This window comes from Aeromonas rivipollensis (assembly GCF_037811135.1).
Taxonomy (GTDB): Bacteria; Pseudomonadota; Gammaproteobacteria; order Enterobacterales; family Aeromonadaceae; genus Aeromonas; species Aeromonas rivipollensis.
The window spans coordinates 1,283,209-1,303,727 of the sequence record NZ_CP149130.1; the positions used below are offsets into that span (position 1 = coordinate 1,283,209).

Consider the following 20,519-nt stretch of genomic DNA (forward strand, 5'->3'; position numbering starts at 1 on the left):
GGGCGGGATGCAAAAGAGGTGGCGGCCGAGGCCGGGCTGGTTAGCATATGACCAGTTCCCACAGGGGTCATCCTTCATGCTGCCATCCGCCATCTACGAGCCGTTGCCTTTTCTCTATCTGGGCAGCGGCTTGCTGCTGTTGAGCCTTGCCGGGCAGCCTGCGCTGCTGCTGGCCGGGCTGGCCTTCTATCTGGCCGGGTCGCTCGCCTGGTTCAGGCGAAGTGCCCATCGCAGGCCAGACAAGTCTCGCCAGCCGCGGCGGCGAGGTTGGCCGCAGTGGCTCTACGAGAGCCGCCCCTTCGCCCTCATCCTGCTGGGCCTGTTGATGCTGCGCCTTGCCACTCACCCCATCTTCCTGGCGCCAGCCTTCATCTGGTGCCTGCTCGGTGGCTATCAGCTGCTGCTGCGCCACCACCACAGGTTTATGCCGGCCCGCCCCTCTCTCTGAGGGCGGCCGCTTCTCCCCTTGTTCTATGGGGGCAAAAAGCCATCGCCCCCGCCTGTCTCTGCCGGTATAATGCGCGACCCGAATTGTTCCAGGTGTTCAAAATGCAGCCGGTTACCCACCTTTTCTCCTATCCCCGCTACTGGGCCGAGTGCTACGGCACTGCGCCCTTCCTGCCCATGTCCAGAGCGGAGATGGACAAGCTCGGCTGGGACAGCTGTGACATCGTCCTGGTGACCGGTGACGCCTACGTGGATCACCCGAGTTTCGGCATGGCGGTTATCGGCCGCATGCTGGAATCCCAGGGCTTTCGGGTCGGCATCATCGCCCAGCCGGACTGGTCATCGAAAGATGACTTTATGCGCCTGGGCAAGCCGAACCTCTTCTACGGGGTGACCGCGGGCAATATGGACTCCATGATCAACCGCTACACCTCCGACAAGAAGCTGCGCCACGACGACGCCTACACCCCGGGGGATGTGGGCGGCAAGCGGCCGGATCGCGCCACCCTGGTCTACACCCAGCGCTGCAAGGAGGCCTTCAAGGAGGTCCCCGTGGTCATCGGCGGCATAGAGGCGTCCCTTCGCCGTATCGCCCACTACGACTACTGGTCCGAGACCATCCGCCGCTCCATACTGCTGGACGCCAAGGCCGACATCCTCATCTACGGCAACGCCGAGCGGCCCCTCATCGAGGTGGCGCACCGCATCGCCAATGGCGAGACCATAGAGACCATGCAGGACATTCGCGGCACCGCCGTGATCCGCAAGGAGCCGCTGCCGGGCTGGCGCGGGGTGGATTCGAGCAAGCTCGACCAGATCGGCCGCATCGATCCCATCATGAACCCCTATATGGAAGGGGCGCCCTGCTCGGATGACGAAGGCACGGCACCGGTGGAGCAGGAGGCCAAGCCCGTACTGGTGCAGCCGCCGAAGCAGAAGCCCTGGGAGAAAACCTACGTCAAGCTGCCGGCGTTCGAGCGGGTGAAGGAAGACAAGGTGCTCTACGCCCATGCGTCGCGCATTTTGCACCACGAGACCAACCCGGGTTGTGCCCGCGCGCTCTCCCAGGCCCACGGCGATCGCATCATCTGGGTCAATCCGCCCGCCTTCCCGCTGGAAACCGACGAGATGGACGGCGTGTTTGGCCTGCCTTATCAGCGGGTGCCGCACCCGGCCTATGGCAAGGAGAAGATCCCGGCCTACGAGATGATCAAGACCTCGGTCAACATCATGCGTGGCTGCTTTGGTGGCTGCTCCTTCTGCTCCATCACCGAGCACGAGGGGCGCATCATCCAGAGCCGCTCGGAAGAGTCGATCATCAAAGAGATCGAAGAGATCCGCGACAAGGTGCCGGGCTTCACCGGCGTCATCTCGGATCTCGGCGGCCCCACTGCCAACATGTACCGCTTACGTTGCAAGAGCCCCAAGGCCGAGCAGACCTGTCGCCGTGCCTCCTGCGTCTGGCCGACCATATGCCCGCACATGGACACCGACCATACCCCGACCATAGATCTCTATCGCAAGGCGCGGGATGTGAAGGGGATCAAGAAGATTTTGATCGCCTCCGGGGTGCGCTACGACATAGCGGTGGAAGATCCGCGCTACATCAAGGAGCTGGCCAAGTACCACGTCGGCGGCTACCTCAAGATCGCACCCGAGCACACCGAAGAGGGCCCGCTCTCCAAGATGATGAAGCCGGGCATGGGCAGCTACTACAGCTTCAAGGAGCTGTTCGACAAGTATTCCAAAGAGGCGGGCAAGCAGCAGTACCTGATCCCCTACTTCATCTCGGCCCACCCGGGCACCACGGATGAAGACATGGTGAACATGGCGCTCTGGGTCAAGACCAACAGCTTCAAGCTGGATCAGGTGCAGAACTTCTACCCGTCGCCGCTCGCCAACGCGACCACCATGTATTACACCGAGAAAAACCCCCTCAACAAGGTGAGCCGCCAGGGCGGGGACGTGTTCGTGGTGAAAGGGGAGCGTCGCCGTCGCCTGCACAAGGCGCTGCTGCGCTACCACGATCCGGCCGGCTGGCCCATGATCCGCGAGGCCCTGCTGGAAATGGGCAAGGGCCACCTGATCGGTAACGGCCCCAACTGCCTGGTGCCACCGGAAGGACGTGGCGAAGCCAAGGCCGAGCGCAGCATCAACAAGGGGCTGAAACCGGCCCTGACTCGCCACAGCGCTATCACGCACCAGTGCAGCAATGGGGCTGGCAACAAGGCAACGGGCGGCAAGCCGGTGGGTTCCCAGCTGCAGAAAGGCGCGGGTAATGGCAAACCGGCCGCACAAGGCGCAGGTCAGAGTGCTGGTAAGAGCAAACCGACTGTCAAACCCGCCCATAAGGGCAAAGCGCCAACCCGCGCAGGCTCGGCCAAGCCGGGCGCCAAACCCGCCGTTCAAGGCGGCAAGCCTGCTGCCAAAGGAAATGGCGCCAAGCGACCGGCTCGCTGATATTTCCGTGCTTGGGAAGGGCCAGAAATAACAAGGGCGACCAGATGGTCGCCCTTGTTTTATTTGTATCTCGTATGTTGGCAGGAGGAAGCAGTCGCTCAAGATAGCGGTTGGTATCGATAACTATATGTTTTTTTATTTATATTTAACATTTTTAACTATAGGCGGGCAGTATATGTACCATTGATACGGCTGACTACACCGGGCAAGTGGCCACGACCTGCTCATTCTCGATCTTCACCAACATAGTCACAGGTTGGAGTTGCTTGGCAATGACTGCTTCCACTGCCCGTAGATCCCTGGCGATCTGTTCTTTGCATTGTGAGACTTCAGCCACCAGCCGGTCGTTCCATTCCAAGAGCGAGAGCTTACGTTCGTTCACGGTGAGGTTCTTGTTCCAGAGCGCCGACATAGACTTCACCTTCCGTCGCATGAATGCGTCGGTGCTGGAAAGCAGATCGCCGCCTTCCACCAGCTCCTCTATGGCCTCCTCGATGCTCCGCTTCCTGGTCTCCTTCAGACGGTCCTCACCTGGATAGGCGGCCAGGAGCTGCAAACCGCAAGCTCTTGCTCGGATGCAGAGCAGCAACTGCTGGTACAGATCATTCAGGAGATTCTGGTGCCCGCGGATAGCATCTTCCATGCCCTTCGACCCGAACATAGTCTCGTCTTTCACGTTCAGGATTGCCTGGTTCTCGTGTCGGATGTCGGCCATAAGGTGCTCTTGGACCTGGATCAGTTGGGCTTCATGGTACTCAATCTGGCTCCGAACGCTTTCGGATAGCTCACCAGAGAGGACTGCCTGTGCCACCTGCTCGAAGTAGCGAGTAGCGCCCTTTATAACAGAGCAGCGCTCGTTCTTCTGAAAGTCAAGGATCCTGTCGACGCTCATTTTTATCTCGGAGAGCTTCCTGCTGATGTCCGCCAAGTGTTTCTGTGCAACTACCACCGATGCCACCTGGAGCAAGGCCGATGCGTTTACGATTGTGGAAAGTTTGTTGGGATCCATCAGGGTGCCGTGACTGGGCTTACCATCGATCATTGTTATGAGCCTGTAGCCATCCTGCCCCTTGGCCTTCAGTAGCGGCCCGTTGATCACGACCTCCATATATTTACCTGTCGCGACCTCGCCAGCCGTCGCTAGGCTTGGTACTCCCTGGAGGAGAGAATTGAGCCTGCTAATGCCATCGTCACCGTCAACAGGGTTCCATTCAACCACCTTCGGCTTCGGGATGCGCGCTAGCGACAGCACCGGGACTTCTTCAGACGTCCCGATGACGAGCGCGTCCGAACGAACCAGAGACCGGACTGCAGGTGCCGTATTAGCAACAGTCTGATGCACCCGAGCCGGGCTTGTGACCTCCAGGTGCTTCTTGCGCAGGTACGCGATGTGCAGGACGCAAGGAACCGTCACTGAGAAGGCGGGATCTGCGATGCTGAAGACCGCCGCACCCCACCCTATTGGGCCGAGAGCCAACCGTGCCATCAGCAGAGTGCCGCCTTCCCGGATGACGTTTTTCGCATTGATATTGGTTCCTTTGGCTGCATCGGCACGAGCCTCCGCGATGAGTATCTCTCGCTCCTCCTCACTAAGCGCTTTCCACTGTCGGTCTAGGAAGATGGTCAGCAGGTTACTCTCGTTCCTGACTGTCTCGCCATCGCGGCACGGAACGTCGAGTTTCTTGCAGACGTCGAGGACCACCTCGTCATAAGAGGGCCCTTCTCCGCCGCGCATCAGGTTCCGGATCGTGTTCCCGCCGAACAGCCGAATTTCGTCTGCGATGAACCGGTGGTACTTGGTGTGGTCGGGACTGTGTCGCTTGTAGTCTTCGTTGATGTCCAGTAGGTTTGAGAGCTTTTCGGTGATGCAGATCACCAGAGGATCCAAGTCTTCCTTGGTGCAGGCGGACAGAAGGGCGTACAGGTCCCCCTTGGCGATGTCCTTGATCTTTGTTCTCATTCAATTTCCTCATGGCCCGATCTCGTATGTTGGGCTTTACAGGCTTAGCGCCAACCTCCGTTTGTGGAGGTTGTGACTGGGCAGAGCGAAGCTCAACGTTTAGCGCGACGCCAATGTTACCGAACCATCCAATGTTTATCAGGTGGCTATTCCCTTATTCCGTACCAGAAGCAATATCAGTGGCCCAATTACGGTTTATCTATCCCATCACTGATGTTGGACTTCGCAAGCTCCGCACCAATCTACGAATTACAAAAAAACACGCTACCGCCCGTGGATTACAGCCATTGACCGGCAGGGTATCCATCATGGTTCAACAGGCACTGATGAGTAGACTAAGCCAAACGAATCAGCTCATGCGAGCTCAGAAGTAATGCAACCATCAGAAAATCATCGTTTTTTGAGCCGTATCATCAAAGAGCTTAAGCAGGTGCGATAAAGGCGGGCAAGCTGGTGCGGCTTTGCTATCTTGTTCAGCCTATGGATAAGGGGAGGGGTTGAATGGCCGGTTCCCTTGCACAGGAGCAATAGATGGCGGTTAAAGCAAAATCCAGAAGAGAGAAGATTGGCAGCGGGCTCGGGCTGGTGCTGGGGGTCATCGGCTTCAACCTCATGGTGCCCCTGCTGTTTGAGAAGCAGGCAAGCTTTGATTTCAACCAGCTGCTCTGGGCTGTGGTCAGCGCCATGGTGAGCTCCGAGCTGGGGGGCAGAGTGGGCAAGTGGCTGGATGCCAGAGAGCAGGCCAAGGGGCTCTCGAAAGAGCTCGAATAGAAAGCTCTCTATAGCAAGGCCGGATGCTACCCTGCGGCTATCGCACTCATCACAAGGAATTCCCATGCGCATTGCCCTCGTAGGTCTTGGTGATATCGCCCAGAAGGCCTATCTGCCGCTGCTGGCCAGCGACGAGCGAGTGACACCGCTGCTCTGTACCCGCAATCCAGCGGTGCTGGATAAGCTGGCCCACCAGTACCGCATTGCCGAGTGCTTTACCGAGGTGGACGCGCTGCTCGCGAGCCGCCCGGATGCCGTGATGATCCACGCCGCCACCTCGGTGCACTTCGCGCTGGCCCGCCAATGTCTGCAAGCAGGCATCCCCACCTTCGTCGACAAGCCGCTCTGTGACAACGCCGCCGAGGTGGAGGCGCTCGCCAACCTCGCCCTGGCGCAGGATTGCCCGCTGTTTGTGGGCTTCAACCGCCGCTATCTGCCTGCCATGAGCGCCGCCTGCAGCCAGCAGCTTACCGAACTTCACTGGCAGAAGCACAGGCATGCCCTGCCTGGGTTGCCGCGCCAGTTCCTGTTCGACGACTTTATCCATGTGCTCGACAGCCTCTGCTTCTATGGCGGCGCCCCGAGCGGGGATCTCCATGCTGTGCTAAGGCGCAGTGCCCAGCAGCCCGAGCGGCTGGCCGGAGTGAGCGTCGCCTGGCAGAGCGGTCAGGCGGCCGTGAGCGGCAGCATGAACCGCAGCGCCGGCCTCACCGAGGAGCGCATCGACGCCTATGGCGACAACCTCTCTTTGCATATCGAGAACTGTACCAGAGGCACCCTGACCCGGGGCAAGGTGGTGCAGACCCTGGCCCCCGATGACTGGCAGCCGGTGCTGGCGAGCCGGGGTTTTGTCGCCATGCTGGTCCACTGGTATCAGCAGATTGAAACGGGCAAGGCAGATGGGGGACTTATCGAGAGCTATCTGCACAGCCACCGGCTGGCGGAGCGACTGGTTGAGCTGGCGGGGGAGTGAGCCCGGCTCGCCCTTCCCATGGACTGCCGATGGGCAGCGGGGGCGAGAAAACAACCAGAGTACTGTACAAGATGGCGCATCCCTGCGCGGTTGACAGGGGAGGGCGCCGCCGCGCGAGCCAAGGGGGCGCTTGTTTGCTATCTTGGCGCCCATGAAAGATTTGCAGAGCAACAGAGTGTGATGAACAACGTTTCGCAAATGGCGCCGGGTTTTCCTCGGGTCGCTGATGAGCGCCCGGTCGCGGCGGACAAGGTGATCCCTTCATGAGCATTATTCTGGGCATAGACCCCGGTTCGCGGATCACCGGCTACGGCGTCATCCGCATAGTCGCGGGCAAGGCGGAGTATCTGGGTTCCGGCTGCATTCGCACCGACCTGGGCGAGCTGCCGTCGCGCCTCAAGCAGGTGTATGACGGGGTGAGCGAGATCATCACCCAGTTCAAGCCCGATGACTTTGCCATAGAGCGGGTCTTCATGGCCCGCAACGCCGATTCGGCCTTGAAGCTGGGTCAGGCGCGGGGCAGCGCCATAGTGGCGGCGGTCAATGCCCTGCTGCCGGTGAGCGAATACTCGGCGACCCAGATCAAGCAGGCGGTGGTGGGCACGGGTGGTGCGGCCAAGGAGCAGGTGCAGCACATGGTGACCCATCTGCTCAAGCTCTCTGCTACCCCCCAGGCGGATGCGGCGGATGCCCTCGGGGTGGCGCTCTGTCACTTCCACACCCGCCAGAGCCTCATCAAGATGGCGGGGCGTGCCACCGGCTCGGTACGTGGCCGTTACCGCTGATCCCTGGACGGGCTCTGCGAGGATGCTTATAGCGTCTGACACAACCCTGTTGCCCGGCGTGCTGTTGTCAAAAGCGCTGATTGGGTCACAATTTGTCGCACGATCAGGGGGGACTCTGATGAGAAATGGGGGCGGCGCGGGTGCTGAAGCTCCCGCCGAATCAACAACTTGTGATGCACATCACACATTCTGCGTAAAATAAGCCGGCTTCGTCTTACTCCACCACACTCCCATAATATGGCGCCTGTTGAATAGCAGTGTCCGTATGAGCCTTTTCCTGGCTCCTGTTCTAGTCATCATCGGGAGATATGAGAGTGAAACCATTTGCAGCTGAATTTATGGGCACCTTCTGGCTGGTGCTGGGGGGCTGTGGCAGTGCCGTGCTGGCTGCCGCTTTCCCGAATGTGGGGATAGGCCTGCTGGGCGTGGCCCTGGCGTTCGGTCTGACCGTGCTGACCATGGCCTTCGCCATAGGCTACATCTCTGGTTGTCACCTGAACCCGGCCGTGACCCTGGGTCTGTGGGCCGGTGGCCGTTTCCCGGCATCGGGCGTCGTGCCTTACATCGTGGCTCAAGTCCTTGGCGGGATAGCGGCGGGTGGCGTGCTCTATGTGATCGCCAGCGGCCAGGCCGGATTTGACGTGAGCGCCGGCTTTGCCTCCAACGGTTATGGTGAGCACTCACCGGGCGGTTACAGCCTGCTGGCGGCACTGGTGTGTGAAGTGGTGATGACCGGCTTCTTCCTGTTCGTCATCATGGGGGCCACCGACAGCCGCGCACCGGCGGGCTTTGCCCCGATCGCCATCGGTCTGTGCCTGACCCTTATCCACCTCATCAGCATCCCGGTGACCAACACCTCGGTGAACCCGGCTCGCAGCACGGGTGTGGCACTGTTCGTGGGTGACTGGGCCGTCAGCCAGCTCTGGCTGTTCTGGGTCGCTCCCATCGTCGGTGCCATTCTGGGGGCATTGGCCTATCGCGTGATCGCCACTAAAGAGTGAGCAGTTACTGAACTATGTGTGGTATCGACACGCCTGCGGGCGTGTTTTTTTGTTTCTGGAGGGCAGCAAAACCGGGATGACCCCGGTGTTATTGGTTGGTTGAGGAAGAGGAGGGAGGGGCTTACAGGCCCCTGGCGCTCAGCATCTCTTTATAGCGTTGGTGCAGCAGCTTGACCCGCGCCACATAGGCGCGGGTTTCGGCGTAGGGCGGTATGCCACCGTGTTTTTGCACCGCACCGGCCCCGGCGTTGTAGGCGGCCGTGGCCAGGGCAACGTTGCCGTCATACTGCTTGAGCAGGCCCGCCAGATATTTCACCCCGCCGAAGATATTCTGCTCGGCCATCAGGGCATTGCCGACCCCGAGCTCGCGGGCAGTCGCCGGCATCAGCTGGGTCAGCCCCATGGCCCCCTTGCGGGAGACGGCCAGCGGGTTGAAGGCGGATTCGGCGTGGATCAGCGCCCGGATGAGGGCTGGCTCCACCTGATAAGTCTTGGCCGCCGCCTGTATGGTGCTGGCATAGTCGTAGAGGAAAAGACCTGTGGTGCGCCAGTTGATCCTGGAGGCGGGATCGCAGGCGTAGCAGTCATTGAACAGCAGCAGCTCGTAATGGCCCTGCTCCGGCATCATGTCGGAATAGCGCACCACACCGTTCTTTTGCACCGACTTGTAGACCTGGATCTGGCGCGCGGCGGGAGGCGGAGCGGGCTCTGCCACCTTGGGTGACGGGATCGACTCGGATGTCAGGACCACCACCTCGGCCGGTGGCGGCGTCTGACTCCAGGCACTGAGGGGGAACAGTGGAATGGCTCCCAGCAACATCCATGCTTTCAACGGCTTGCTCCTTAAGCCTTGTTAGCCACGTTGAGTAAAGCATCCGGGGCGAGGCAGAACAAGGGCCCCGACGACGAGTCACAAGAAAAGCCCGGGCAGAGGGGGCCATCAGCCCCCCGAGGTGGGTTCCACCGCCTCGCAAGGGGCAGTGGACGGCGCCGCAACTCCCCAGCTGGCTATTGGCTTTTTTGTAAGTTAAAGGCGTGTTATCTTGCTGTTGCTCCACTCTGGTCTGATCTCTTCGTGGGGCCGGTTGATGGGTCAAGAGAGGGCCAGGTGGCCAGAGCGAAATGGGTATGAGAAGCAGGCGGGCGATGGAGCTCAGATTCGAAGAGTACTGCGATGCGGATCTTTCCCTGATCAGGGACTATTACGAGACGACGTTTTCCCACTATGTACCGGATCTGGCCGAACGGATCTTCGTGGTACGGGATGCCCATTGGCTGGTGGGGGCCGTGCGCCTGCGCGATGAACAGGACTATTACCACCTCTGCGGTTTCCGGCTGTTGCCGCACTACCAGTCATTGGGGCTGGGTTCCCGGCTGCTGCAGCACGCCTGCAGCGATCTGCTGGACAAGCCCGTGATCTGCCACGCCTTGCCCTTCGAGAAACCTTTCTACCTCAAGGCGGGCTTTGCCCACCTTCCCCTGCATGAACTCGACGGACCGCTTCATACCCTCTATCACCAGCAGCGCGAACAGGGTTACCAGATCGAGCTGCTGGTGCGTCAGGCGATGGCCACTGTCTACAACTGATCCTTCGGCTTGGTCAGCAGGCGGATCTTGCCCGGTGACAGCTCCAGCCCCAGCAGGTTCTCCTTGAGCCAGGCCTGGTTGGGATCCTTGTCGTCGAGCTTGTAGACGGGCTGGGTCTCCAGCCGCTTCTCCATGCTCTGCAGCAGCATCCTCAGCATGAAACCGAACTTCTGCTCCGCCGCCGCGGGCTCCAGCTTGTAGTCAATCAGCTTCATGTTGTCGAGGAAGAGCGCGCTCTGGGTCTTGTCGTAGCGCGGTCTGGCCTCATAGGTCATGTTCAGCAAGGCATCGTACTGGGTCTGGTCCGGCAGGGAGATCTTCAGCTTGCCCTTGCCAAAGACCCTGGCGGTATCCGGGCTCTGGCGACCGATCTGGACATCGCTCTGCTCGAGCTGGACATGGGCCTTGATGATGCCGGGCAACTCCAGCTGTTTGTCGACTTGCACCTGGGATTGCAGGTACTGGTTTATCTGTTGCTCATTGATGTCATATGAGCCTTGACCTAGCATGGCCAGACTCAGCAGCATAGATTGCAGGATCATGCTAACGACCTGATAGAATGGGTTTGTCCCACAGCATACCATTGTGGCCCTGTGGGATCTGCCCATGCCCTTTGTTCATTACACCAAGGAGTTGTCTTGCTCGACGGTCTGGAATACGACATTCAGTTGCTGTTCTCCCGCTTTCTCGGCTGGCTGTTGCTGTTGTTTCACACCGTGATAGTGGCGGGGATCTCCCTGCGAGTGGTGATGAAGCGACGCCCCATAGGGGTATCCCTCGCCTGGCTGGCGCTCATCTATGCCATCCCCTTCGCCGGGGTCGGCTTCTATGTGCTGTTTGGGGAGATACGGCTCGGCCGCAAGCGGGCCGAACGTGCCCAGGCCATGTATCGCCCTTATGCCATCTGGATCCGCCAGCTCGCCCGCCTCTTCCCCCAGCACTGCTGCGAGGTGGGCAGCAAGGCGCGCCCGCTCCATGATCTGATCCAGGGGCGGCTGGCCATGCCCATGCTCTCGGGCAACCGGATGACGTTGCTGCACAGGCCCGACACCATCATTCAGGAGATAGTGCGCGACATCCGCGGCTCCTCCCAGTCCTGCTACCTGGAGTTCTACATCTGGCATCCCGGCGGGGACGTGGACGCTGTGTGCGAGGCCCTTGTCGAGGTGGCGGCGCGCGGCGTGGATTGTCGCTTGTTGCTCGATTCCGTCGGCAGCAAGGCCTTTTTCCGCTCCCATTGGCCAAGAACGCTGCGCTCGGCCGGGGTCAAGGTGGTGGAGGTGCTGCCGGTCGGGGCCTGGCGCATTCCGTTCCAGCGCCAGGACTTGCGCATGCACCGCAAGCTGGTGGTGATAGACGACAGGGTCGGTTACACCGGCTCCATGAACATGGTGGATCCCCGCTTCTTCAAGCAGGATGCCGGTGTCGGCCAGTGGGTCGACATCATGATCCGGGTGCAGGGGCCAGTGGTGCCCCTGATGTGGTCCACCTTCGTCTGGGACTGGGAGATGGAGACCGGCGAGCGGCTGCTCGACAGCCTGCAGCACGAACCCGAGGCCTGGCCGCAAACCAACTATCGGGCCCAGCTCATCCCCTCCGGCCCCTTCGTCGGCGGGGACTGCATCCAGCAGAGCCTGCTGCTGGCCATCTATCAGGCACGCCACCACCTGGTGCTGACCACCCCCTATTTCGTACCGGACGATCCCCTGGCGGCGGCGCTCTCCTCGGCGGCGGCGCGGGGCGTGCTGGTGCAGCTGGTGCTGCCTGCGCGCAACGACTCCCTGATGGCCAACCACGCCAGCAACTCCTTCATGGAGGATCTGCTGGCGGCCGGGGTCGAAATTTACCGCTATGATGCCGGTCTGCTGCACACCAAGAGCGTGCTGGTGGACGACGACTTCGCCCTGGTGGGCACGGTCAATCTCGACAGACGCAGCCTCTGGCTCAATTTCGAGATCACTCTGCTCATCGACAATCCGGTGTTTGTCGCCGAGATGAATCAGCTGGTGCAGGGCTACATGCTGGAGGCGACCCCCATGTCGCTGACCCAGTGGCGGGCCCGCCCCTGGTACAAAAAATTGCTGGAGAACATCTTCTATCTGTTCAGCCCCTTGCTGTGACAGTCGAGAATGGGCCATGAGCCGGGATCTGGCTTGCTTGTGTTCCCATCCTCCCCGTAGAGTGCGCCTAGGCACCCGCCATAGAAAAATCAGGAGTAAGAGAGCAGATGAAAAAGACAGTGGCCATGGCTGCCGGAGCGGCATTGGTGGTGGGTGGGCTGGGCGCCTGCTGGTACACGGGCAATGCCTTCGATCGCATCCTCGGGGAGCAGATCGTGAGGGCCAGGCAGGAGAGCGGCGTCGAGATCACCTGGTTGCCCACCAGCGAGAACCTGTTCACCCGTGATGGGGTGCTCAAGGTGGTGGTGACACCGGAGACGCTGGCGAGCTTCGATCCCCAGATGGCGGGAAGCGACCCCATCGAGCTGCAGCTGCGCGTCAACAGCCGCCTGCTGCCGCTCTATATCAAGAGCAACATGCTGCTCGACACCTCGGCGGGGACCCTGGCCCCGGTCTTCACCGCCCTCGGCATGCAGCAGTGGCAGCTTGGCCTGGAGTCGGCCAGCAGCCTCTGGACCATGAGCAACAGCTCCCGTTTCTGGGCCAGCGACTTCAAGGTCAAGGAGGGGCTCAACGAGTTCAGCTTCCTGCCCCTGAGCGGCGATTATCGCGGGGATCTCGATGGCAATGGCCACCTGGTCTTCCAGTGGCTGGGCATGACGGTCCACGATGCGCAGAGCAAGATGGATCTGGCCCTGGCGGATCTCAAGGGCAGTGCCGACATGGCCGAAATCAGCGGCATCTGGCTCTCTCCTAACAGCGAGATGACGCTGTCCGCCCTCTCCTTGCAACTGCCGGAGAGCGTCAAGCTCTCGTTGCAGGGGGTCAGCACCAACACCCAGCTGGCGGGGGACGATGCCCAGACCCTCTCCAGTCGCTATCAGATGAAGGTGGCGACCCTCAACCTGGAGAACGAGAGCGACAGCCTGGCACTGACCCAGGGAAGTCTGGATCTGGCGCTCAAGGGGCTGGATCTGGAGGGCTATCAGACCCTGCAGGAGGCCAGCAGCCAGCGGGTGGACGAGGCGGCTATCCAGCAGGCGCTGGACAAGATGCTGCAACGGGGCGCCACGCTGGAGCTGACCGATCTCAGCGCCCGGCTCAACGGCGAACCCGTCAGCCTGAAAGGGGAGGCCAAGCTGGCGCCAACGACCCTGGCACAGCTGATGGGAAGCGAGGAGGGGATGCAGGCCCTGTCCGGGCTGCTCCATGCCAGCCTCGGGGACCAGCTGGGCAAGGCGGTGCCGCAGCTGGCGCCCATGCTGGCCCAGTTCACTGCCCTGGGTTACCTGAAGGCGGAGTCGGCGCACCTCAATGCCGAGCTCAAGCTCGACAAGGGGTTGGTCACCATCAACGGTTTGCCACTGCCTCAATAAGTGCAGTCAGACGAAAAAGGCTCCCTCGGGAGCCTTTTTGCTGGGCGTCGAACGACGGACAGGTTACTTGAACACCACCGTCTTGTTGCCGTAGACGAAGACCCGCTCGTTCAGCACCAGCTCCAGGGCACGGCTCAGCACGGATTTCTCCACATCCCGCCCCGCCTTGGCCATGTCGTCGGCGCTGAAGGCATGACCCACGTGGATCACGTCCTGCTCTATGATGGGGCCTTCATCCAGATCGTCGGTGACGAAGTGGGCGGTGGCACCGATCAGCTTGACCCCGCGATCGAAGGCCTGACGATAGGGGCGGGCACCGATGAAGGCGGGCAGGAAGGAGTGATGGATGTTGATGAGCTTGCGCGGATAGGCCTCCACGAAGCTCGGGGTCAGTACCCGCATGTACTTGGCCAGGATCACGTAATCCGGTTGGTAGCCGTCGATGAGGGCGCGTACCTGCTCCTCGTGCTCGGTGCGGCTGAGATCTTCATGGCTCACGGCATGGAAGGGGATGTCGAACTTGCCGGTCAGCTCGGCCAGGGTGTCGTAGTTGCCGATCACCGCCACTATGTCCATGTCCAGCGCGCCGGCGTAGTTCTTCATCAGGATGTCGCCGAGGCAGTGGGTCTCCTTGGTGACCAGGATGACGATGCGCTTCTTGCCCGCCTTGACCAGCCGGCGCTGGGCGCCCGCCGGCAGGGCGTCGTCGAGATCCGCCAGCAGGGTCTCGTCATTGAAACGCCCCTCCAGCTCGGTACGCATGAAGAAGCGACCGTTTTCGTGATCCACGAACTCGTCGTTCTTGTTGATGTTGAGCTGGTGCTTGTAGCAGATGTTGGTGATCTTGGCGATGAGCCCCTTGGCGTCGGGGCAATCGGTCAGCAGTATTTTCTTTTCCATCTCTGTCATGATTCCGTTTGTGGTGTTGGCGCCCGAGTCTGCGCGGGCTGCACGTTTTTGCTGGCACTATGCCATAAACAAAATCAGAAAGGACAGCGCGCCGTGCACCTGAGTGGCAAGTCGCCAGCGGGCGGCGGTGCGCGGCATCCTATTCATCTTTGATGGGTTTTGGGCTGGTATCCTGCGTTTTTTTTCTTTAGGCTGTCTGCGCTTATTCTCAGGGCGGGGTGAAATTCCCCACCGGCGGTATCCCGATCTGACTCGGGGAGCCCGCGAGCGCCCGACCCAGGTTTGGAACCTGGGTCGGGGTCAGCAGATCCGGTGAGATGCCGGAGCCGACGGTCACAGTCCGGATGAAAGAGGATAAGACAGATATTGCAGTCATGGCTCCCCGCGGGCCGGCTGCTGCATACCTATCTCTGTCTGCCTTTCCATGCCCTGATTCTGGTCCTTGTCTTATTTAGGAGTCTTACCATGAATCAGTCTCTACTCAGTGAATTTGGTGATCCCATTGCCCGCGTCGAAGCCGCGCTGGCCGCATTGCGTGCCGGTCAAGGTGTGCTGGTAGCCGATGATGAAGATCGGGAGAACGAGGGTGACCTCATCTTCGCCGCAGAATCCATGACCAACGAACAGATGGCCATGATGATCCGCGAATGCTCCGGCATCGTCTGCCTCTGTCTGACCGATGAGCGGGTACGCCAGCTCGAGCTGCCCATGATGGTGGAGGCCAACTCCAGCCATTATCAGACCGCCTTCACCGTGACCATAGAAGCGGCCCAGGGCGTCACCACTGGTGTCTCCGCCGCCGACCGCATCACCACCATCCAGGCCGCCATTGCCGACGGCGCCCGGCCGTCGGATCTGCATCGCCCCGGCCATGTCTTCCCGCTGCGTGCCCGCACCGGCGGTGTGCTGACCCGGCGTGGTCATACCGAAGCCACTGTCGAGCTGATGCAGCTGGCCGGCCTCAAGCCTTACGGAGTCTTGTGCGAGCTGACCAAGGCCGATGGCTCCATGGCCAGGTTGCCCGATCTGGTGGCCTTTGGTCGCCAGCACCGGATGCCGGTGCTGACCATCGAAGATCTGGTGCAATATCGTCAAATGCTGTCAGAACGTTCGGCTTAAGCTTCATACGAAATTGTAATAAGGGCATTTTTTGGTTACGCTTGGTGCGAACCTCATCCAGAGCACTCGTTTTTGACTTAGATTTGCACAAAAAGTGTGCGTTTAAAAAAAAATGAGGGTTTTAATGCATTTATCTGTGATGGGGCCTATCCAAACTCGTATTTATTTGTGCCATAATCACGCCGCTTGCTAAACGTCTGGCGAGTTAAAGGGAGCTTTAAAAATGAAGAAAATGTTGTTGGTAGGTGTTGTTGGTCTGTCTGCCCTGCTGGGCGGTTGTGCAAACACCAGCGAACTGGAAACTTCCGTTCAGAATCTGTCTAACAAAGTTGACCAACTGGCTCAAGATGTTAGCGCAGTTCGTGCTGATCAATCCAAGATGGCTGCTGATATCGCAACTGCTAACCAAGAAGCAGCTCGTGCTAACCAGCGCATCGACAACATGGCTACTTCCTACAAGAAGTAATCCATGCGAAAAAATGGCGCATTTTAATGCGCCATTTTTTTTGCCTGAAATTCGTCATTTCTCTTATTACTGCACTGCCTGCCTGAACAAGGCAATGCCGATTGCTCGGCATCCCCTGATATCTTCATCGATCAATAAAGCAGGCTATAGAGCTTGCGACGATAACTCTGCGCAGCCGGGTGTGCCCCCATGGTGGTCAGGATATCGAGATAGATCTTCTTGGCATCGCCAAATGCCATGTCGCGCTTGAGAATGTTGAACAGCAATGCCAGGGCTTCTTCCTGACGGCCGACCTGACTGTATTGCACCGCCAGCTCCTGGCTGAGGGCGTCGTCGTCCGGTGTCTCGGCGTGACGCTGCTCCAGGGCACGCAACTCGGGGCTGTCGCTGGCTTGCAGCGCCAGGGCCAGGCGGGAACTCAGGGTCTGATAGTGATCATCCTGTGCCACCATGGGGATGGTCGCGAGCAGGGCCTGTGCCTCATCCAGCAAATTCAGATCCAGCGCCGCCTGTACCAGCCAGAGGCTGATGTCGTGACGCTCGGGGGCCAGTCGGTGGGCCTGGGTGAGATGGGCATGGGCCACATCTGCCTGACCCCCAGTCAGGGCCTGCTGACCCTTCTCGAGCAGCAGCTCCTCTTCCTTGGGGGCGAAGGCGGCGAAGTACTGGCGCAGGGTGGCCTCATCTTGCGGGCCTTCCAGGATGGCCTGCTCGTCCGGGCGCCCCTGATGGAACAGCACCAGTGCGGGCAGCGCGCGCAGACCCAGCTGGCTGGCCAGGGGTTGCAGCTGGGGATCGTTCATGTCGACCTTGGCCAGGGTGACTGCGGTATTGGCCGGGCCGACCAGGGTCTCCACCAGCGGGGTCATGCCCTGGCATTCTGGCATCTGCGGGGCGTGGAAATAGATGACGACCGGCTTTTTCATGGACGCATCGATCAGTTCGGCGTGGAAGTTCTGGGGATTGATGTCGACGATCATGAGGCTGACTCTCGGAAAATGGTGTGGATCAACATGGGGTCCAGGGGCGTGGATTTCAAGCGCTCGTCCAGCAGGTAGCCATTGATCTGGCGAGTCGGGGCGGCGAGGCTCAGCCAACCGCTGCCAAAACGCCAGTCCAGCACCAGATAGCTACGGGTATCGAGCCTGTTATCCAGCCGCCACCCCTCTTTTGGCACAAAACGCACCTTGTCGAGCCCGGCGGCAATGCCGGCCCCCTGGGCTTTCAGCACCGCCTCCTTACGTGACCAGAGCCGATAGAAGGCCGAGGCCTGCTCCCGGGATGGCAGGGTGCACAGCCACTGATATTCGTCAGGGGCATAGAAACGCTGGGCCAATGGCAGAACGGGGCGCTGGCGCAAGCCCATCTCGACATCCACGCCGAGAGGGCCTTGCTGGCAGAGGGCGAGCACCAGCCAGTCTCCGCTGTGGCTGAGATTGAATTGCCAGTCATGGCTGACCAGAGCGGGTTTGCCGTGCTCGCTGGTGCGAAACACCAGCGTATCGGGCGGACAGCCAAGCCGCTCGGCCAGCAGGCGGCGCAGCAGTATCCGGCCGAGCAGGTACTCTCGCTGGCGGCCAGGCTGGCGGATCTCATGCCAATGGCGATATTCGTCCGGCGAGAGCTCTGATTGCAGCCCGATCAACTGCTCTGCGTCGATGAGCGCCGGTTTTAACAAATAGAGATCCGCATAGAGCATAATATTTCACTTTAAAATGAGGTCGAAACAGCGATAACGATCCGTTTTGACAGGGCAAAACCGCTACTTTTGCGATTGTATATTGTTTGGCCATGATCACATTAATCATGCAAAACAGTGCATTTCCTTGCAAAAATGTGAGGTCGATAGGGATTTTCGCTTGCCTCGATAGAATTCTTGGATATAGTCGGGTGCTGTTGCCTTATAAATTGCCCTGTCGGGCTGCATTTTAACAAGTTTCACTCTATTTGCGGGGATAAAGGATTGCGCCACCTGATGCTACTGCTGGTCGCGCTCGGAATGGTGGGTTGTGCTTCTGCACCCCAGACCGAGGTCGCGAGCAAGATCGAGGTTTCCATGATGGAACCCGTGATTGAACCCGAAGTTTCACCCACCCCAGATGTCAACGAAATCCTGACCGTATACAAAGAGTGGCGTGGCGTCCCTTACCGCATGGGGGGCAGCAGCCAGCGAGGCATAGATTGCTCCGCCTTCGCCCGTGAAGTGTTCCGCAATGCCGTCGGCATCGAATTGCCCCGCGATACCCGCTCCCAGGTTCATGAAGGCACCCGCGTTTCCAAGCAGGATCTGGTGGAAGGGGATCTGGTCTTCTTCAAGATCAACCGCCGCCTCAATCATGTGGGCATCTATGTCGGCAACGGTGAGTTCATCCACGCCTCCACCCGCGCCGGGGTGACCCGCTCCAAGCTAGACAACTCCTATTGGCGCAGCAAGTTCTGGCAGGCACGCCGGATCGAGATCTGAGTCAGGCTGGACAAACGGCTCGCAGTACGGACTGTTTTTCCAACCTCACTTGAACCGGGCTCCTCGAAGCCCGGTTTTTTATGGCCCTCGTTTAGACTTTCCCTGGCCGACTCTCTATAGTGTGGCCCCTTCGATCCTCGGCAGGCCCAGCATGAAGACCCAGCATAAATCCGGATTGCACCCGCGTAATCGCCACCAGACCCCTTACGATTTTGACGCTCTCTGTCAGCGTACCCCCGAGCTGCTGCCCTTCGTGTTCGTCAACGAGCATGGCACCCGGACCCTGGATTTCGCCGATCCGGCCGCCGTCAAGGCGCTCAACCGGGCCCTGTTGGCGTTGCATTACGGCATCCAGCACTGGGATCTGCCGCCGGGCTACCTCTGTCCTCCCATTCCGGGCCGGGTCGATTACCTGCATCGGGTGGCGGATCTGCTGGCCGAGAGTGTGGGGGAAGTACCAAGGGGCAAGGGGGTGCGGGTGCTGGACATAGGCGTCGGGGCAAACTGCATCTATCCCCTGCTGGGGACCCGTGAGTACGGCTGGCGCTTCGTGGGGTCGGACATCGACCCCGTGTCGGTCAAGGCGGCGACCCTGCTGGCGGCGAGCAATGGCCTGGGCAGCCAGATAGCGTGCCGCCATCAGGAAAACCCCAAGCAGATCTTTCGCGGCATCCTGGGTCCGAAGGAGCGCTTCGCCCTGACCCTGTGCAACCCGCCGTTCCACGCCTCTCTGGCAGAGGCGAGCAAGGGGACTGAGCGCAAGCTGCGCAACCTCGGCAAGGCGGTGACGGGAGCTCCCGTGCTCAACTTCGGCGGCCAGAAAGCGGAGCTCTGGTGCGAGGGAGGCGAGGCAGCGTTTCTGGCCGGCATGATAGAGCAGAGCAAGGAGTTTGCCGGTCAGTGCCTCTGGTTCAGCTCGCTGGTGTCGAAAAAGGAGAATCTGCCTGCCGCACGAAAGGCGCTGGCTCGGGTGGGGGCGCAGGATGTCAGGGTGATCGACATGGCGCAGGGCAACAAGGTGAGCCGGATCCTGGCCTGGAGCTTCCTGGACGAGGCGAGCCGAACCGCCTGGTGGTCTGCCCCCGGCCGCTGAGGGAAAGGGGTGTTGAGAGTAAAAACACCCCAGACTGCCTCCTTTTCCTGCCTTGACGGTTTCCGCCCAGGAGCCGCCACCGCAATCGTTTTTCCGCTTTATGCCTGCCCATTTTTCCCTGCGTGTTAGTGACCACTTTCATCCCCGGTACAGTTGTACGCCGAGATTTTTTTGTACTTACCTGTGAAACTTTCATAAAATGGGACTGGTTAGACCTCTTTACAGGCTTTGAATCGAATAGGGATCGGTACATGAAAGTTGTCGATTTTCTGAAGCACAAGCGCGAAATCCTGGCGCAGCACCCCTTTGAGCTCAAGGATTGGCTCTCTCCGGCGATCCGTGACTACTGGCGTGAGTTTCAGCAAAAGGCACACCTTCACCCTTTGCTGGGACGGGTGCTGGATCTGCAGGCCGACCAGTCGCTGGTGCGGCAGCAGCGCGCATCCCAGGCTCAGGCGGTCAACAGCCAGCCGACCCTGATCGAAGGGAATGCGGTGGAGCTGAGTGGCGAAGCCGCCACCCTCTACGCCGAGCTGCAGGCCCGGATCGGGGAAGAGACCCATGTGGGTGAGTGGTTGCAGATAAACCAGGGGTTGATCGATCAGTTCGCGGCCGTGACCGGGGACCATCAGTGGATCCACACCGACCCCGAGCGTGCGGCGGCCGAGTCGCCGTTCAAGACCACCATTGCCCACGGTTTCCTGACCCTGGCCCTGCTGCCCCAGCTCACCGGCTCGGTGGACGAGGCGACGCCGGAATTCCCGAGCGCCCGCATGGTGGTGAATTTCGGTCTGGAGCAGGTTCGCTTCCCATACCCCATCAAGGTGGACAGCAACATCCGTGCCCGTACCAAGTTGTCCAGAGTGACTCCCATCAAGGGCGGGCTCGAGCTGCTCAAGGAGATCAAGATAGAGATCGAGGGGATCCGCCGCCCTGGCTGCGTCATCGAGTCGGTCACCCGTATCTATTTCTGACGCCCGTCCCTCAC

The 20,519-nt window shown here is 60.2% G+C and carries 20 protein-coding genes and 1 riboswitch; of the genes, 14 read left to right on the forward strand and 6 right to left on the reverse strand.

Annotation, left to right across the window (positions count from 1 at the left end):
- The first annotated feature begins 76 nt into the window (after positions 1-76).
- On the forward strand, positions 77-448 hold the full coding sequence (locus WIR04_RS05925) for a hypothetical protein (RefSeq protein WP_163136619.1): 372 nt from the start codon (positions 77-79) through the stop codon (positions 446-448).
- Positions 449-549: 101 nt separating this feature from the next.
- The gene (locus WIR04_RS05930; RefSeq protein ID WP_338891191.1) at positions 550-2,907 is read left to right on the forward strand and encodes a YgiQ family radical SAM protein; all 2,358 of its coding nucleotides are present in this window, start codon (positions 550-552) and stop codon (positions 2,905-2,907) included.
- A 196-nt stretch (positions 2,908-3,103) separates the two neighbouring features.
- Here the strand turns inward: WIR04_RS05930 and WIR04_RS05935 are convergent, their stop codons facing one another.
- Positions 3,104-4,867, reverse strand: coding sequence for a hypothetical protein (locus WIR04_RS05935; RefSeq protein ID WP_338891192.1), 1,764 nt, complete (start codon positions 4,865-4,867; stop codon positions 3,104-3,106).
- Positions 4,868-5,398: 531 nt separating this feature from the next.
- Here WIR04_RS05935 and WIR04_RS05940 point away from each other — a divergent pair.
- The 4 genes from WIR04_RS05940 to aqpZ all read left to right on the forward strand — a co-directional run bounded on the left by WIR04_RS05940 (position 5,399) and on the right by aqpZ (position 8,397).
- Positions 5,399-5,638: a hypothetical protein gene (locus tag WIR04_RS05940; protein WP_338891194.1), complete on the forward strand. Its 240-nt coding sequence runs from the start codon at positions 5,399-5,401 to the stop codon at positions 5,636-5,638.
- A gap of 64 nt (positions 5,639-5,702) precedes the next feature.
- The gene (locus WIR04_RS05945; RefSeq protein WP_338891196.1) at positions 5,703-6,611 is read left to right on the forward strand and encodes a Gfo/Idh/MocA family oxidoreductase; all 909 of its coding nucleotides are present in this window, start codon (positions 5,703-5,705) and stop codon (positions 6,609-6,611) included.
- Positions 6,612-6,874: 263 nt separating this feature from the next.
- Positions 6,875-7,396, forward strand: coding sequence for a crossover junction endodeoxyribonuclease RuvC (ruvC, locus tag WIR04_RS05950; protein WP_025327806.1), 522 nt, complete (start codon positions 6,875-6,877; stop codon positions 7,394-7,396).
- A gap of 314 nt (positions 7,397-7,710) precedes the next feature.
- The gene (gene aqpZ / locus WIR04_RS05955) at positions 7,711-8,397 is read left to right on the forward strand and encodes an aquaporin Z (RefSeq protein WP_338891199.1); all 687 of its coding nucleotides are present in this window, start codon (positions 7,711-7,713) and stop codon (positions 8,395-8,397) included.
- A gap of 121 nt (positions 8,398-8,518) precedes the next feature.
- Here aqpZ and WIR04_RS05960 read toward each other — a convergent pair whose 3' ends face one another.
- Complete coding sequence (locus WIR04_RS05960) at positions 8,519-9,217, reverse strand: lytic transglycosylase domain-containing protein (RefSeq protein ID WP_307764445.1); 699 nt, start codon at positions 9,215-9,217, stop codon at positions 8,519-8,521.
- A gap of 326 nt (positions 9,218-9,543) precedes the next feature.
- Here WIR04_RS05960 and WIR04_RS05965 point away from each other — a divergent pair, with 326 nt between their 5' ends.
- Entirely contained in the window at positions 9,544-9,984 is a 441-nt protein-coding gene (locus WIR04_RS05965; protein WP_374048927.1) for a GNAT family N-acetyltransferase, read from the forward strand.
- Here WIR04_RS05965 and WIR04_RS05970 read toward each other — a convergent pair.
- Positions 9,975-10,526: a DUF1439 domain-containing protein gene (locus tag WIR04_RS05970; RefSeq protein WP_041204328.1), complete on the reverse strand. Its 552-nt coding sequence runs from the start codon at positions 10,524-10,526 to the stop codon at positions 9,975-9,977. The two genes, WIR04_RS05965 and WIR04_RS05970, sit on opposite strands and share 10 nt — an antisense overlap.
- Before the next feature lie 96 nt (positions 10,527-10,622).
- On the opposite strand from WIR04_RS05970, the gene cls reads away from it, so the two are divergent.
- Both cls and WIR04_RS05980 read left to right on the forward strand, forming a co-directional pair.
- Positions 10,623-12,104: a cardiolipin synthase gene (cls, locus tag WIR04_RS05975; protein ID WP_307764181.1), complete on the forward strand. Its 1,482-nt coding sequence runs from the start codon at positions 10,623-10,625 to the stop codon at positions 12,102-12,104.
- Positions 12,105-12,211: 107 nt separating this feature from the next.
- Positions 12,212-13,480: a DUF945 family protein gene (locus tag WIR04_RS05980; protein ID WP_338891204.1), complete on the forward strand. Its 1,269-nt coding sequence runs from the start codon at positions 12,212-12,214 to the stop codon at positions 13,478-13,480.
- A 63-nt stretch (positions 13,481-13,543) separates the two neighbouring features.
- Here WIR04_RS05980 and purU read toward each other — a convergent pair whose 3' ends face one another.
- Positions 13,544-14,380 (reverse strand): formyltetrahydrofolate deformylase, encoded by an 837-nt coding sequence (gene purU / locus WIR04_RS05985; protein ID WP_005326970.1) that lies wholly within the window; start codon positions 14,378-14,380, stop codon positions 13,544-13,546.
- A gap of 209 nt (positions 14,381-14,589) precedes the next feature.
- Positions 14,590-14,749: riboswitch (FMN riboswitch) on the forward strand.
- A 105-nt stretch (positions 14,750-14,854) separates the two neighbouring features.
- Between purU and ribB the strand changes: the two genes are divergently transcribed.
- The gene (gene ribB, locus WIR04_RS05990) at positions 14,855-15,508 is read left to right on the forward strand and encodes a 3,4-dihydroxy-2-butanone-4-phosphate synthase (RefSeq protein ID WP_338891207.1); all 654 of its coding nucleotides are present in this window, start codon (positions 14,855-14,857) and stop codon (positions 15,506-15,508) included.
- Positions 15,509-15,731: 223 nt separating this feature from the next.
- Positions 15,732-15,974, forward strand: a complete 243-nt coding sequence (locus WIR04_RS05995) for an Lpp/OprI family alanine-zipper lipoprotein (protein WP_025327798.1) — start codon at positions 15,732-15,734, stop codon at positions 15,972-15,974.
- Positions 15,975-16,105: 131 nt separating this feature from the next.
- On the opposite strand, the gene WIR04_RS06000 is transcribed toward WIR04_RS05995, so the two are convergent.
- Both WIR04_RS06000 and WIR04_RS06005 read right to left on the reverse strand, forming a co-directional pair.
- On the reverse strand, positions 16,106-16,954 hold the full coding sequence (locus WIR04_RS06000) for a tetratricopeptide repeat protein (RefSeq protein ID WP_338891211.1): 849 nt from the start codon (positions 16,952-16,954) through the stop codon (positions 16,106-16,108).
- The gene (locus tag WIR04_RS06005; RefSeq protein ID WP_338891213.1) at positions 16,951-17,673 is read right to left on the reverse strand and encodes a 4'-phosphopantetheinyl transferase family protein; all 723 of its coding nucleotides are present in this window, start codon (positions 17,671-17,673) and stop codon (positions 16,951-16,953) included. The genes WIR04_RS06000 and WIR04_RS06005 overlap by 4 nt, the downstream gene beginning before the upstream one ends.
- Before the next feature lie 276 nt (positions 17,674-17,949).
- On the opposite strand from WIR04_RS06005, the gene WIR04_RS06010 reads away from it, so the two are divergent.
- The 3 genes from WIR04_RS06010 (at position 17,950) to WIR04_RS06020 (ending at position 20,505) form a co-directional block, all read left to right on the forward strand.
- On the forward strand, positions 17,950-18,438 hold the full coding sequence (locus WIR04_RS06010; RefSeq protein ID WP_025327795.1) for a C40 family peptidase: 489 nt from the start codon (positions 17,950-17,952) through the stop codon (positions 18,436-18,438).
- A 151-nt stretch (positions 18,439-18,589) separates the two neighbouring features.
- Positions 18,590-19,531 carry a 23S rRNA (adenine(1618)-N(6))-methyltransferase RlmF gene (rlmF, locus tag WIR04_RS06015; protein ID WP_338891214.1) on the forward strand — a complete coding sequence of 314 codons (942 nt, stop codon included), beginning with the start codon at positions 18,590-18,592 and terminating at the stop codon, positions 19,529-19,531.
- A 251-nt stretch (positions 19,532-19,782) separates the two neighbouring features.
- Positions 19,783-20,505 carry a MaoC family dehydratase gene (locus WIR04_RS06020; protein ID WP_338891216.1) on the forward strand — a complete coding sequence of 241 codons (723 nt, stop codon included), beginning with the start codon at positions 19,783-19,785 and terminating at the stop codon, positions 20,503-20,505.
- The last annotated feature ends 14 nt before the right edge of the window (positions 20,506-20,519 follow it).

Excerpts from the sequence above, each read along its gene's own strand:
- WIR04_RS05925 (WP_163136619.1), top strand. The coding sequence starts at position 77 with ATGCTGCCATCCGCCATCTACGAGCCGTTGCCTTTTCTCTATCTGGGC.
- WIR04_RS05930 (WP_338891191.1), top strand. The coding sequence starts at position 550 with ATGCAGCCGGTTACCCACCTTTTCTCCTATCCCCGCTACTGGGCCGAG.
- WIR04_RS05935 (WP_338891192.1), bottom strand. The coding sequence starts at position 4,867 with ATGAGAACAAAGATCAAGGACATCGCCAAGGGGGACCTGTACGCCCTT.
- WIR04_RS05940 (WP_338891194.1), top strand. The coding sequence starts at position 5,399 with ATGGCGGTTAAAGCAAAATCCAGAAGAGAGAAGATTGGCAGCGGGCTC.
- WIR04_RS05945 (WP_338891196.1), top strand. The coding sequence starts at position 5,703 with ATGCGCATTGCCCTCGTAGGTCTTGGTGATATCGCCCAGAAGGCCTAT.
- ruvC (WP_025327806.1), top strand. The coding sequence starts at position 6,875 with ATGAGCATTATTCTGGGCATAGACCCCGGTTCGCGGATCACCGGCTAC.
- WIR04_RS05960 (WP_307764445.1), bottom strand. The coding sequence starts at position 9,217 with ATGTTGCTGGGAGCCATTCCACTGTTCCCCCTCAGTGCCTGGAGTCAG.
- WIR04_RS05965 (WP_374048927.1), top strand. The coding sequence starts at position 9,544 with ATGGAGCTCAGATTCGAAGAGTACTGCGATGCGGATCTTTCCCTGATC.
- WIR04_RS05970 (WP_041204328.1), bottom strand. The coding sequence starts at position 10,526 with ATGATCCTGCAATCTATGCTGCTGAGTCTGGCCATGCTAGGTCAAGGC.
- WIR04_RS05980 (WP_338891204.1), top strand. The coding sequence starts at position 12,212 with ATGAAAAAGACAGTGGCCATGGCTGCCGGAGCGGCATTGGTGGTGGGT.
- purU (WP_005326970.1), bottom strand. The coding sequence starts at position 14,380 with ATGGAAAAGAAAATACTGCTGACCGATTGCCCCGACGCCAAGGGGCTC.
- ribB (WP_338891207.1), top strand. The coding sequence starts at position 14,855 with ATGAATCAGTCTCTACTCAGTGAATTTGGTGATCCCATTGCCCGCGTC.
- WIR04_RS05995 (WP_025327798.1), top strand. The coding sequence starts at position 15,732 with ATGAAGAAAATGTTGTTGGTAGGTGTTGTTGGTCTGTCTGCCCTGCTG.
- WIR04_RS06000 (WP_338891211.1), bottom strand. The coding sequence starts at position 16,954 with ATGATCGTCGACATCAATCCCCAGAACTTCCACGCCGAACTGATCGAT.
- WIR04_RS06005 (WP_338891213.1), bottom strand. The coding sequence starts at position 17,673 with ATGCTCTATGCGGATCTCTATTTGTTAAAACCGGCGCTCATCGACGCA.
- WIR04_RS06010 (WP_025327795.1), top strand. The coding sequence starts at position 17,950 with ATGCTACTGCTGGTCGCGCTCGGAATGGTGGGTTGTGCTTCTGCACCC.
- rlmF (WP_338891214.1), top strand. The coding sequence starts at position 18,590 with ATGAAGACCCAGCATAAATCCGGATTGCACCCGCGTAATCGCCACCAG.
- WIR04_RS06020 (WP_338891216.1), top strand. The coding sequence starts at position 19,783 with ATGAAAGTTGTCGATTTTCTGAAGCACAAGCGCGAAATCCTGGCGCAG.